Source organism: Methylophaga sp. F-2, from assembly GCF_056859315.1.
Genome location: NZ_JBSXOF010000015.1, coordinates 232,650 through 246,395, shown reverse-complemented (window position 1 = coordinate 246,395; position 13,746 = coordinate 232,650). Strand labels below are relative to the sequence as shown.

Genomic DNA, 13,746 nt, shown 5'->3' with positions numbered 1-13,746 from the left:
TTCGTTGGCCCGTAAAAACCGACAAGCTGAAGGATTAAACCTCGCCTTTCTGGATATTATGTCCTGTGGTTTGGGGGCAGTCATCCTGGTTTTTATGCTGGTTAAACAGAATATCGAGTCATCGCCCTCAGAAACGGAGAATCTGAAAAAAGATATCAGCAGTCTGGAACAAGCGCGTGATGACGCTCAGAAAGGCTTGGATGAACTCACCTCGCAACTGAAAAAAGAGAATATCGATTTGGCTGCTTTAAGCCAGAGTCTGCAACAACAGCGAGCCGATCTCAACGATAAAAGCAGTGAAATTCAAACAGCACAGTCCAATCTCGACCAACTCAAGAAAAGTATTACCGAGATCAAAGTGCCGAAAAAAGAAGATCTGGTCGAAACACAGCAGGTTAATGAAGAAAATTATCTGCTCGGTCTGAAAATGGAAGGCAGTAAGATTGCGATCTTAGTCGATGTCAGCGCCTCAATGACCAATGAAAAGCTGCTCGATATCATCAAAACCAAAAGTAGCTCTGATCAGACAAAAGTCTCAGCCGCTAAATGGCAACGCACCAAGCGAGTGGTGGCCTGGTTATTAGCACGTGCGCCGAAAAATAGTCAGATTGCCGTTATCGCCTTTAGTGAAGATGCCAAGCAGTTAGGCGGCACCGGCTGGATGCCCGCCAGCAGTAACAACGTGTCGGGCATTATGAGCAGTTTGAATCAAGTTATTCCTACCGGTGCGACCAATCTGCAGAAAGGCTTAAACACCGTTAACAAACTGTCACCCAGCGATATCTATGTCATCACCGATGGTTTGCCCACCAAAGGCGAATCCAACTATAAGAGTCTGAATCCGTTTTCTGGCTGTAGCTCTTTGACCAGTAATGCCAAAACCATTTCCGGTGAATGTCGAAAACGGCTGTTTCGCCAGACCATTAACGAGAGTGGTCTGACCCAGGCGAAAAAGAATGTGATCCTGCTGCCACTGGAAGGTGATCCGGAAGCAGCTTATGAGTATTGGGCCTGGGCCTCCAGTTCGGATGGTTTATTAATCAGCCCGGCGAGTAACTGGCCATGAGACGTCGCGATAAAGGTATCGACATTTTCAGCCTGTCATTTCTGGACATTATTTCCTGCGGCTTTGGTGCGGTGGTGATGTTGATTCTGATCTCCAAAACCGACGTCGATGTCGCTCCCACTGCTGGCACAGAAGATGTCAGTGCGATGCTCTCGCAGTTAGTCACACTGCAAAATTCTGTCAGCCAGATTCAACAGGAAATGAATCAAAAACTTGAGGTTCTTTCGTCAATTTCTGAGCAAAAACAATCAGCCGCTGCTGCCTCAAAAGCCTTGCAGCAGCAATTAAAAGCATTAAATCAAAAACAAGCTGCTACTGCAGAAAGCATTGCCGGGCTGGGTTTAGTGGAAGAGCGTTTAAAACAAGCCTCATTAAAAACACCGCAAAAGCCCAATAAAACCCGCGATGAAGATGTCGGCGGGATTCCAGTTGATAGTGACTATGTAGTGTTTATCGTCGACACCTCGGGCAGCATGAAAAACATCTGGGGCAAAGTGTCTCAGGAAATCGTCAATGTGCTGAATATTCACCCACAAGTGAAAGGTTTTCAAATTCTTAATGATATGGGGCAGTCGTTGATCTCCGGCTACGATGGTCAATGGATGCCGGATACGCCGGCCAGACGCAAAAGCGTGATCGAATTGTTTAAAAAGTGGAATGCGGTCTCTAACTCCAGCCCGGTAGAAGGCTTAACCGCTGCGTTAAGAAAATATGCCAAAGCTAATATCACCACATCCATTTATGTGTTTGGTGATGATTACACCGGCTCCAGTTATGATCCAGTCATTGATGCCATTACTCAGCAAAACAAAAAACTGCCATCCGGCAGACGGCTGGCAAAAATTCATGCCATTGGTTTTATTTCACCTGGTACAACCGACCGTTTCAGCGTGTTGATGCGTGAAATGACCAAACAAAATGATGGCACGTTTATCGCCCTGCCTCGTTGATGGATTGAATCAAAGCAATCAACGCTTTGTAGAGCGCTAGTTTCGCCTTAATGGCGAGTCAGGGAGATGCTTGCTTATTTTAAATGTAGGTTGGGTTGAACCGGTGAAACCCAACAAATTTTTTCTAGCTTAAGTTAGAGCATTGCCTCAAACACTATTCTATTTTTCACTTCACACGCTGCCGCTGGGGCGTTCATTTAATTGGATTTCGTTCTTCATCTTAAGCTGCTAGCTTTTTTAAAATCTAGTTTCGCCTCAATAGCGAGTCAGGGAAATGCTTACCCATTTCCCTAACAACCCTAGGGCACCCCACAGTGCTGGCCTGCGGCGTCACTCGTCATAACATTGATTCAGGTCGGCTAAAACTCGCTCCGCTCACAAATTTGTCTGGAACAAATTTGGACGCCGAAGGCGACCAAAGGGTGAGTGGCATGGATGCCACGAATCAAACACTAGCCTCCCTCTGACCTGAATAAATGTCACTCCTCGTCAGCACAAACGGGGATAAAAAAGCCCCTCATTGTCCCGTCGATTGAATTTAAACATGACTTCAGACAAGTGTAGCTAGAACAAGCTTATCCCTTAAAGTCTATCCGGTTGTTGGGTTTCGCTAGGGCTCTACCCAACCTACTTAACTTTGTAGTTTGGGCAAAGTGCCAGTTTCGCCTTAGGAGATACTTGCTCATTTTAAATGTAGGTTGGGTTGAACCTGTGAAACCCAACAAACATAGCTTCAATCTTGAATGTTGGGTTTCGTTCCTCTACCCAACCTACTTCACTACTTCACTCTCCCTAATGGTAGAGTGAGAAATATCAGCATGTGGTTGAAACAAAACGTGTCAGAAAAAAAGAAGGAAAAGCTATGACGGAACATCACGGCGCATGTTTATGTGGCAAAGTGACCTTTGAAATCAAAGGCGACTTTGAACATTTTTACCTCTGCCATTGCAGTCATTGTCGAAAAGATACGGGCTCAGCACATGCTTCCAATCTGTTCGCTCAATCTGCCAAACTGATCTGGCTGTCGGGGGAAGAAAACATCCGTACATACACCTTACCAGGCACCCGTCATACAAAAAGATTTTGCAAAAACTGTGGTTCAGCCTTACCGCAGATACAAATGAATGGTCATTTATTAGTGGTGCCTGCCGGTTGTTTAGACAGCAGCTTAGCTATTCAACCCGACGCTCATATCTTTATGGCCAGCAAAGCTGAATGGGACAACACGTCAGATCAATTACCTCAATTTGAGCAGGGGCCAACATAACCAACCGTAGGTTGGGTTGAAGCATGAAACCCAACAAACAGACTAACAATTAGATCATGGCTTAAGCAGCAGCATCATTGCGCCCAAAGAATTAAACTTCAATTCTTCTAGTTTTTTCAACAATGATGGTAGGTATTTAGTGTTATGCGAGATAAACCGCTCATAGCTTTGTATTAATTGCAGAACATGGGCTGTATCAATATTCTGATGATAACTGGCTATTCCTATCAACGTGGTTTGAATATTGGTAAAGCAGGTAATCAATCTAAGGTAACTATCAAATAAACCATGTTGGCTTGATACAGGGAAATCAGAATGGAACAAGTGGGAGATTAAATAATTTTCCAGAAAATAGCCGCGTTCTTGTAAAAAGTCCTGATAATATTTCTGGTCAGCACTTTGATACTTCTCAAGTATCTTATCTATCTCAAACTCATCGTAGTTAATATCCAAGCCCTCATTTAACCAGTCCAGGCATTCTGCCAAACGAGGATTAGCCGCTCTTGGATAATCAGTAAGCAACATTGTAAGAGAGTACTCAAGCTTCAGGCGTGGATTTGAGTTGAATTGTCGATATGGTTTTAATAGTTCGTCTGGGTAGTCAAGCGCCTCGATGAATTCAACGATAGTTTGATTCATCAAAATATAACTGTTTGTTTTTGAACCCGCATCAAGCTTATCTAAGAAGAAACCCAAGAGAAATAAGCGTTCGTCCAGGGTGATTTGTCGCATTTGTATGATGTGGAATGAGACGGTCCTTATCGCTTCATAGGTTTCCTCAGCATTAGCTGGTAGATGTGCGCCTATTTTTAACTCAATTGATTGTAGTCTTTGGCTGTGAACACTGGCCATATCAATATCAATTAGTTGTACAGGAGCTTCAGGTAAAATAGCCAGGCGTGTGACTTCAGGGCAAGCTAAGCTCAGAGCGGAGTGTGACTGATTAAAAACTTTGGTTGGTCTGCGGGGAAAGACTGTGCACGTATCGGACAAGTAAGTTTCACCACATTTTTTATAAATATTACATAACTTGTCTTCATTCAAAAAAGGACACGAGCCATCATCATGTAGCTTGATTTTATATTCTGCGCCGGTGACCTTTTGTCTGTCCGGGCCGATATTATTAAGCACTTCTTTCCGGAATTTTTGATCGGAAATAGTTTTATATTTTCGATATGTTTTTTTATCGATACTGACTTGCCAGCCACTACAACAGGTATCCTCACAATCAGAACCAATGCATTCGAACTTATCGTAGTAGTCCAAAACCTTCATAAGGTAGCCTCTAAAATAAAATCTATTAATCTGTACTGTACAGATTCATCTAAAAATATAAAACTTTAAAAAGCAGCAAACACGGCTAATATCATCATCTCTGACAGTACCTCTATGTATTTCTATGGTGATGATTAATCTCATTCATCAGAACAGTTCATGGCTTGGTAAGGCCTTGATAATGGCTCCCTATAAAATCCAAAGCACCGTTGGGTTTCGCCTAAGCTCTACCGAACCTACGAGTCATACTCAAGCATGAGGCAAGATAATCATCCGTAGCTTGGGTTGAAGCATGAAACCCAACATCAGACTGGAACAATTTAGATTGCGCACAAGTCATTATCTATAATCAATCTAACTCGATGAGGTCATGATGAAAGTCCATACGCTTTTTCTTGCTGTTGTTAGTCTTTTATTTACAACGCTTGTGTATGCCGAAGAACAGAACTATCAACAATGTCTGTTCAATCCAGCTAATGAAACAGCAGCTGAGAAGGCGGGACAATCGACAGCGGTATTTTGTGCATCACGTCATTTTGATACGGCACCAACGGCATTTCAGGCTAAAGTATTAAACCAGGATATCGAAGGATTTAAACAACGTGATCCGAAGTTCAAAGCCTTTTACGACGGTATTCGTCAGCATGGATCAAATGATATCTATACCGATCGACAAATCATTTTAATGTTTATTGATAAACGCGAAGTGAATAAGGATTAATTGACTCAAGGCAATTGTTTCGCTATGTCAGCAGCTAACGTGTCCAGATTCGTCGCTAAGGCTCGGATGAGTACCGGATACCCTTCTGCCGGTAAGTCTTGAGTCAGGCTGAACCGCTGTGTATTGAGTGTTTCTCCAGCCGTATTCATCAATTGCCACTGACCACTGGTCACCGCTTTGCCATCAAAGCGTCCCTGAAATTGGTCAAATTCCAGTTGCAACTGATAGGTGCTTTGTTTTGCGAATGACGGCAGGTTCACAATCCGATAATTTGACTGTGCCGCCTGTAGTCTGTCCCGTAAAGCGCGGCTCAACTGGTCTGTTAACGGCTCAGCCCATTGATGATACTGAGCAGAATGAATGGTGATGTCATCGAGTTGTAAAACGACTCCATTGTTGCTGAGAAAGTCAGCCAGAATAACCGGTTTAATAAAAACCGTTTTATCAGACACCACCTGCTCTGACGCCTGAGTCACAGGCAGAGTATAGAAATTTGTCTGGGTCACAGGCTGGCTGGCACATGCGGTCAGCAATATGAATAACATCCCAATAAAAAATCGTTTCACAACAGACTCCTGAATTTATGGCTGAGCAGCAGGTGGTTGTGGGTCCGTCTGCTCAGTACGATTAAAAATAAGTGCGTTGGGCTGCTCATTCAACGTCCGCACCAAGGGCTGTATGTCATTAATCAAACCTTCCAGGCTCTTAATACTTTGCGATAAGTTCTGATATGCCGGTGCATCGGGTGACAATCCTTTCAGCGTTTCTCTAAGTTCAGTCAGCGTCTGATTAACATTACCCGGAATGGTTTGTGTCTGAGGATTATTCACAAAGTTATCAATACTGACTGCCAGTTTTTGCACTTCTTGCAGCAACGCCTGAGAAGTTTTCAAGTTAGCATTCACTCCATCTAAAACAGGCTGTACATCGATACCATTTAACTTATCGAGTAAATTAGAGACTTTCATTTCCATCTGCGCGAGCTGTGATGACTTGGTCGGAATCACCTGTCGCTCTCTGAACATGGCGGTTTTAATCTCAGGCATGCCGGGTGTTTTGTCGATATTGATATCCACAAACATCGCACCGGTAAGTAAATTACCCGGTTTTAAAGTAGCGACCAGACCACGTTTAATCAGTCGATCAATACGCTCTTTCCACTCTTCAAGCAGACCATCATGGAAATCACCCAGCCGCTGAGGCTCGAGTCTGATAAGCACCGGAATAGCAAAACCATCCTTACCATTTCGCATTCTCGAGTTATATTCCCAAGGCACACTTTGTACTGTACCAATGCGCAGCCCCCTGAACTCTACTGGCGCACCTTCTGCCAAACCACGCACAGTATCCTTCACCATCAACACATATTCGATGTAGTGATCATAGCTCGCTTGTTGGGCTGCGGTCTGATTCGGGTATAGAGTGAACTCATCACCTGACTCCGCCGCTTTGTCATTTTCCATTTCCTGTAAAACACCAAAGCTGACACCACTGCTTAATAAGGTCTCAAGTGACGCCAGGTTGATATTAAAGCCTTTCGAATCAAGGCTGATATTGACACCAGAAGAAGACCAGAAGCGGGTGCTTTTGGTGACCAACACATCATAGGGTGCTTCGATAAATAACTCATGGTGCATATGTTGATCACTGGCCGAGAACTCAGCTTTCTCCACCCGACCAACAATCTGGCCCTGATAACTGACCGGGTCACCGGGATTCAACGAAATTCCCAGAGGGCTGTCGAGACTGATACGAATTCCATCGCCGCTCAGTGACACCGGTGGTTGATCCAATACCTCAAAGTCACGCTTTTCCTGCTTTGACTTACCAGGTTCAAGTTGAATATACGCGCCGGACAGCACGGTATTTAAACCACTGATACCTTCACGTCCAATACGCGGTTTTACCACCCAGAAACGTGTGTCCTCAACCAGGGTTGATGCTGCATCGGGGTCAATCCGGGCTTTGACCACAGCGTATTGCAAATCGTCCGAAAGCTTCACTGATTCAACATGCCCAATTTCCACATTACGTGTTTTAATCAGCGTTTTGCCAGCAGCAATGCCCTCAGCATCACTCATCGTCAGATTAATCAGTGGCCCGGTGCTGAGATAATCATCCACAACCAACCAGGCACCGATTAATACTGCGACAATCGGAAGAATCCAAATCGGTGACCAGCTTGATGCTTTGCTGGCTCGCGCAGTATCTAATTCGTCTGTTGTGTCAGTATTAGAGATATCTTCCGTCATACTTTATTGCCCCGCATAGGTCGTAACTCAGATTGAGGGTTATCCCAAATTAATCGTGAATCAAAGGTGATCGCTGCCAACATGGTTAGTACAACCACACTGGCAAAGGCCAGAGCGGCTGAGCCGGGGGTGACAGAAATTAAGTCACCAGCATGAATCAAGGCCACCAGAATCGACACCACAAACACGTCTACCATAGACCATCGACCGATAAATTCGGTAATCCGATACAATTTCAAACGCGTCATTTGGCTTAGCTGATGAGCATTATTGACGGTCAGGCATAACCACGACAAGACGAGTAATTTGCCTATCGGCACCAAAATACTGGCAATAAAAATCACTAGTGCAATCGGCCAGGATCCATGTTGAATCAGATCAATCCCCCCCCCCATGATGGTACTGTTTTTTTCCTGACCGAAGGTGGTGGTAGTCATAATGGGATAAACATTGGCTGGAATATACAGAATAGTTGCGGTGATGAGTAATGACATCGTTCGTTGCAGACTTTTAGGTGCACGCGCATGAAGAGGCTCACCACAACGGATGCAATGATTATCGCCATTTTCATTAAGCGTATGAATCAAACCACAGGTCGGACAGCCCGTCAGCCCTTGTTCAGAGGCCCCTTGCCCGGTTCTGGTCTGCGCCGGTGCACGCGGTTCGCCAGCAATCGCAAACCACATCCAGTCGGCATCGATAGAACGTGTTGTCATCAATAATAAAAACGCAAACACCGCGTAGGCCCAAAAGGCGATACCCAGCTGAATATCGGCCATGCCAGCAATTTTGAATAAGCTTACCAGTGCACCGATAATAAACACATCGGCCATCATCCAGCTATCCAGATGTTTTAAGGTCCGCGCAATTTGTCGGTGTTTTATTTTTGGTTCTGAAAACAGCAAGACCAGTTGTAACCAGATCACTGAAAAAAGGTACAGCGCAGGAAGAATGATAATGGTCAGTGCCACCACAATGGCAACAATAGGCTGCTCAAAACTCAATAACATCGAAGCGGTTTGTTCAATTTCGATACTGTGGCCAATGCCTTTTATCGAAAAACTGACAAAGGGAAAGCTCACCGCGATCAATAATGCGATGACAGCACTGATGGCTAAAGCCAGACTGCGTTGGGCCGGACGGTAATGGCGTCTGACCAGAATATGTTGGCAACGTGGACACTGTGCGACTTCTCCGGCATGAAGTCGTGGTAAAGCAGACACCCAATCACATTCGTGACACGCCCGTAACCGACGTTGTCCGTTAATGTTCTTATCAAGCTTCTGTAGAGATACCGCTTGTTTCATGGCGTAATAACATCGCGTCTATTTGCTGCGTTAATCGAACCTGCTTACACATATTGCCCTGCACACCAGCCACTTGACCATGCCCATTGGAAATTAAATCCGCCCAACCAGCCAGTCACATCCAGCACTTCACCTATAAAATATAAGTTTTCTGTGGTCTTGGCTTCAAAGGTCTTTGACGAAATGCCGTCCGTATCGACACCACCGCGGGTGACTTCCGCTGTGCGATAACCTTCTGTTCCGGAAGGCTTGATTGTCCAGTGGTGGAAAAACTGTGACAGCTTGTCTATTTCCTGATTTGATAACTGCTTGACCAGTTTATCGCCTAAATCTGCAGCAATCGGTCCTAACCATGTCAGCACAAATCGTTTCGGTAAATAATGCCCCAGCAATGTTTTCAGTGTGGCTTTTTCTCCAGCCGTTTTCCATTGTTCAATTAACTCTGCCACTGATTGCGTTGGTAAGAAATCTATCGTGATCTCATCTGAACTGTACCAGTAGTTTGAGATCTGCAAAATGGCTGGCCCACTTAAGCCTCGATGGGTAAATAACAAGGCTTCATTAAAGGTTTGCTGATGACAAGTTACACTGATATCTATGGATACCCCGGCTAACTCCTGCGCCACGGTTAACCAGGCATCACTTAGCGTAAATGGCACTAAAGCCGGTTCGGTCTCTCTCACTTTCAGGCCAAATTGTCTGGCAATTTTATAACCAAAGCCAGTGGCCCCCATTTTAGGAATAGACAAGCCACCCGTTGCAATCACCAGTGAATGACACTGGTACTCACCTCGTGGCGTATCGATGACAAACGATTGATTGTCTTGTTTGCTGATGGCTGTAATGGCGGTATCAGTTTGAATGGTGACACCGCCCGTTTCACATTCTGCTAATAAAATATTCAGGATATATCTGGCTTTATCATCACAGAATAATTCGCCCGCACCTTTGTCGTGATAGGCCAGCTGATAGCGCGAGACCAGCTCCAGAAAATCATACTGGGTGTAACGACTTAAGGCTGACTTACAAAAATGGGGGTTTGCCGACAGATAATTATCCGGCTCCATGTACAGATTAGTGAAATTACAACGGCCACCACCCGACATTAAAATTTTCTTACCCACCTTATTCGCATGATCTAATACTAATACCCGGCGTCCGCGTTGACCGGCGGTGGCGGCGCACATCAGACCTGCTGCACCGGCACCAATCACAATACAGTCGAAGAATTGAGGACTCGTCAAAACTTACTTCTCTTTATCATCCAGTGACGGCCAGCTAAAGCCCTCAAGATCATTTTTCTTTGGGTGAAATTTCAATTGCAGGCCTTGTAGAAAGTTACGTAACACTTGGTCTTTACAGGCACGGAAATGTTTATGATCCGGCTTTCTGAAAAACGCACTTAACTCATGCTTGCTCAGGCTGAAACCTTCCAGCTGCAATACATCTAATATTTCGTCACTTTGTAAGTTAAAGGCTATCTTCAACTTTCTGAGGATAATATTGTTATTCAGTGATTTTTCCGGCTTCGGTTGCTCGCCTTCTTTTTTACCACGCAGATGGTTAATCAATCCGTTCAGAAAGGTCGCCATCTGTTTGTCATTCAGTGATTGGTATTCAGGATCATCGTCTTTCTTCAACCACTGGCGTACATCGTCACGGCTCACCGTCATATCGGCTTGTTCAAAAATCGAAATCATCGTCGCGTCATTGACGTCGAGGATGTAACGGATTCGTCTTAAAACGTCATTATTCGTCACACATTTTTCCTAAAGGCGGGAGCCAACTAACAGGCTATTAATATCAGTGCATACTTTAACAGGATGCCGTATGAAACGTGGCATAGACATCTTCTAAGTCAGCTTTTAAGCCTGTAAATCGCTGTACAATTCTCGTCTCTGTCGTGTTTGATTTATTGCGAGCGCAAATCAAAGCGCATCACGACTTCATCGTCTTTGGCCTTAATCGCGCTGATAGCATCAGCATGCAGCTGCGCATCACTGAGTTTTGCCTGCTGTTTGATATAGGCCATCACGGCATCTTGTCTGGCTTGTGCGAGCTGCTTCAGATCGGCTTCAGAAACCGTTTTTTTGGCGACTAAAGCGGTTTTGAGTTTGCTGTTATAGGCGAGTAGATCAATAGATGGATCTTGGTCGTCAGCCGCCGTATTTTTAGCCATCACTTCCAGTTTCAGCACCGATAAGTCAGGGCTTATAGCTTGTTCCGTATACAAACGCTCTAATACGGTTTTCCGACGTTCTAATAATTGCTGTTCAGCATCCGTTTGTTTTAAACCTGTATCGATGTCCTGTTCCACCGCTTTTAACTGAAGTTGCTGACGATCAATACTTTCTGCATAGGGGGCAGGAATTTCCAGTGTTAATTGTGGGCGTTGTGCCAGGGCTTCTGTGAGTTTTAATAAGGCTTCTTTTTGTGGGGGTGTCAGCTCCGCTCGTCCGGCAGCAAAACGAATATCAGTCACCGGCTGCTCATCGCCTCCGATCAGGTTAGCCAAGAAACGGAAAGGCGAGGTCACAATATTACGAATCGCATTAAAAATGGCTTTACGTATGGCCGGCCCCATCTCAAACTGAGGATTGTTCACATCCCCGGTCACCGGAATACTTAAATCAATCACTCCATCACTGTTTTTTAATAAGGCCACCGCCAGATCCAGCGGCAAATCCACCGCATTCGGCGATTCCACCCGTTCACCTAAACGAATATCACGAATCACCAGACTGTTAGTGGCATTTAACGATCCATCCTGGATGGCATAATTGAGTTTCACATCCGCACGTCCATCAGCAATTTTTCTACCCGCAAATTTGATGGTGTAGGGACTCATCGCTGGTAAGTCGAGATTGCTAAATGACAGCACCACATTACTTTTCTCCGTAATATTAAACGGTGCCAGACTGCCTTTGATTTCGACCATGCCAAACTCTTGTACCTGACCTTCCAGGTTCAACTCGACGGCTTGGTCGGATTGGGTAGAAAAACCACTGATTTCACCATCCAGCGAACGCATTTGGGTATCAAATACAATCGGTAGACTTTCATCGGTAAAGCGTGAACTGGCATCTTTAATGCTCACCTGTCCAATCGACACTTTGTAAGGGTCATCCTTAGCGTTAGTTTCAGCGGTGGTCGCTGTTGTTTTAGTCGGCTGCTCTTTTAACAACATACGTAAATTAGTCACGCCTTGTTGATTAATAAAGATACGGCTATATAATTTATTGACTTCAATATCTGAAATTGCCAAGTCTTTATTTTTCAGAGAAAAATCGATGGTGTTAACGGATAATTTCTCCAGACTGAACAGTTTCTCTTTCAGGTTTTGATTATCTATCTGCAGTGAGGATAAGGCTAAGTCGCCTTTGACCAATAAAGCATCATCGGTATTACTTTTGAGTGAAGCATTGGCGGATATCTGCCCATCCTGCAGGCTGACATAGGCATATTCATGGATATAAGGCTGCAGCGGTTTCAATGATAGCTGGTCGACTTTCGTGTCTGCGGTCACCGTCAGCACAGGGAATAGCTGCAGCTCACCATCAGCAGATAGCTCACCACCAGAACCGACTTTAATACGGCTGGTAAAGGGCATTTTCTGATTATCTGCCAAACTCAGATTCTTCAGGCTGGCCGCCAGATTTAATGTGATATTTGAGGCTACTTCCGGCTGCTGGTCTTCAATAGACAGAGCAACATCTTTCAGTTCGACTTCAGAAACCGCTAATTTGAATGCGGGTGTCTCTTCTGACGACGCTGTCTCTTCGGTGTCAGATTTGGGCAAGGCTTCGATGAGTTGCAACCAGTTAATCTCGCCCTGTTTGTTATGCAAAGCAGCCAGTTTGGCATTGCTCACCACGACATTATCCATCGTTAATTGATTTTCCGGATATTGATAATGCCCGTTCTCAACGTTTAACTGACCGTCAGTGATTAACGCTTTGGTGATGCCCGGCTGATATACATCCAGCTTAGAAAGCTGAATAGTGGTGTTGTTAATATCGACGTTGGGCTGTTCTCCAGCCAGGTTCAAATCGTAGTCAAGTTTAATATCCACCAGCCCCTGCTTTAACTCAACAGGTAACTGCGCTTTAAAATAACGATACGGTGTCTGCAGGTTAAACTGACTTAAGCTGAGCTGACCCGATAGGCTCAGTGGCGATAAGGAAAAATCACCTGCTATGGTTAAGTTGGCTTTATCTTCAAGCGCAATAGCTAAGCGGGTGTTTGCTGTCTCACCTGCTTTGGTAGAAAAATTCTTTAATTGGAAATTAATGGGTGACAGTTCCGTTTTAAACGTTTCGGCTGGCACATTATCGACATAATGCAGCTGACCCTCTTCAAAACTCAGCGTATCTAAAACGACATTAAATAGCGGCTCACCTTCTTCTGAAACCGCTTGCTCAGTGGAAGTGGGTTCAACATCCGGCTCTGGAGCGGTTTCCTGCCATGTAGTGGCTAACTTTGTCAGCGTATTTTCTGTATCTGAATCACGCTCGAAATAGAGGTTAACGCCATCAATATCAATGTTACGAATAAGAATATTGCGTTTAACTAACTGGCTCGGATCAACATTGATATAAACCGACTCCCATGCTGCAAGCGGCTCATTTTCTTTGGTTTTAATATCCAATCCCGTCACACTTAATTCGAAAGTATAGGGATTAAAACGTATCTCCTGCACTTGAGCCTGCAGGTGTAAGCGTTGAGCTAATGTACTTTTCAACTGCTTTTCAGCCAGCCAGGGCAGCAGATAAAAACCGGCTAGCGTGTAAATCACGCTCAAACTCAGCAGGCTAATAATCAGGCGGCGGTGACGAAACAGAAACGTCTTAACTGATGACATCGGAATCATTCTTTACTTGATGGGATAAATTAATAGTACACAATTCA

General features: G+C 44.7%; 11 protein-coding genes. 4 read left to right on the top strand and 7 right to left on the bottom strand.

Annotation, left to right across the window (positions count from 1 at the left end; genetic code table 11):
- The first annotated feature begins 4 nt into the window (after window positions 1–4).
- From AC13DA_RS03535 to AC13DA_RS03525, 3 genes are all read left to right on the top strand, one after another.
- A complete protein-coding gene (locus AC13DA_RS03535; protein ID WP_284450827.1) occupies window positions 5–1,066 on the top strand; it encodes a VWA domain-containing protein in 1,062 nt (353 codons plus the stop codon).
- Entirely contained in the window at window positions 1,063–2,016 is a 954-nt protein-coding gene (locus AC13DA_RS03530) for a hypothetical protein (protein WP_284450826.1), read from the top strand. The genes AC13DA_RS03535 and AC13DA_RS03530 overlap by 4 nt, the downstream gene beginning before the upstream one ends.
- Window positions 2,017–2,878: 862 nt before the next feature.
- Window positions 2,879–3,283 carry a GFA family protein gene (locus AC13DA_RS03525; protein WP_284451310.1) on the top strand — a complete coding sequence of 135 codons (405 nt, stop codon included), beginning with the start codon at window positions 2,879–2,881 and terminating at the stop codon, window positions 3,281–3,283.
- Window positions 3,284–3,337: 54 nt separating this feature from the next.
- On the opposite strand, the gene fliB is transcribed toward AC13DA_RS03525, so the two are convergent.
- On the bottom strand, window positions 3,338–4,558 hold the full coding sequence (gene fliB, locus AC13DA_RS03520; RefSeq protein WP_273179013.1) for a flagellin lysine-N-methylase: 1,221 nt from the start codon (window positions 4,556–4,558) through the stop codon (window positions 3,338–3,340).
- A gap of 373 nt (window positions 4,559–4,931) precedes the next feature.
- Between fliB and AC13DA_RS03515 the strand changes: the two genes are divergently transcribed.
- Entirely contained in the window at window positions 4,932–5,279 is a 348-nt protein-coding gene (locus tag AC13DA_RS03515; RefSeq protein ID WP_284451311.1) for a hypothetical protein, read from the top strand.
- Window positions 5,280–5,284: 5 nt separating this feature from the next.
- Here AC13DA_RS03515 and AC13DA_RS03510 read toward each other — a convergent pair whose 3' ends face one another.
- From AC13DA_RS03510 to AC13DA_RS03485, 6 genes are all read right to left on the bottom strand, one after another.
- Window positions 5,285–5,845, bottom strand: a complete 561-nt coding sequence (locus tag AC13DA_RS03510; protein ID WP_284451312.1) for a PqiC family protein — start codon at window positions 5,843–5,845, stop codon at window positions 5,285–5,287.
- A gap of 15 nt (window positions 5,846–5,860) precedes the next feature.
- A complete protein-coding gene (gene pqiB / locus AC13DA_RS03505; protein ID WP_284451313.1) occupies window positions 5,861–7,531 on the bottom strand; it encodes an intermembrane transport protein PqiB in 1,671 nt (556 codons plus the stop codon).
- On the bottom strand, window positions 7,528–8,838 hold the full coding sequence (locus AC13DA_RS03500; RefSeq protein ID WP_284451314.1) for a paraquat-inducible protein A: 1,311 nt from the start codon (window positions 8,836–8,838) through the stop codon (window positions 7,528–7,530). The genes pqiB and AC13DA_RS03500 overlap by 4 nt, the downstream gene beginning before the upstream one ends.
- 44 nt (window positions 8,839–8,882) lie before the next feature.
- Complete coding sequence (locus AC13DA_RS03495) at window positions 8,883–10,082, bottom strand: BaiN/RdsA family NAD(P)/FAD-dependent oxidoreductase (protein ID WP_284451315.1); 1,200 nt, start codon at window positions 10,080–10,082, stop codon at window positions 8,883–8,885.
- Between the two features lie 3 nt (window positions 10,083–10,085).
- Window positions 10,086–10,598, bottom strand: a complete 513-nt coding sequence (locus AC13DA_RS03490) for a YehS family protein (protein WP_007144338.1) — start codon at window positions 10,596–10,598, stop codon at window positions 10,086–10,088.
- 152 nt (window positions 10,599–10,750) lie between these two features.
- Window positions 10,751–13,699, bottom strand: coding sequence for a DUF748 domain-containing protein (locus tag AC13DA_RS03485; RefSeq protein WP_284451316.1), 2,949 nt, complete (start codon window positions 13,697–13,699; stop codon window positions 10,751–10,753).
- Between the last annotated feature and the right edge of the window lie 47 nt (window positions 13,700–13,746).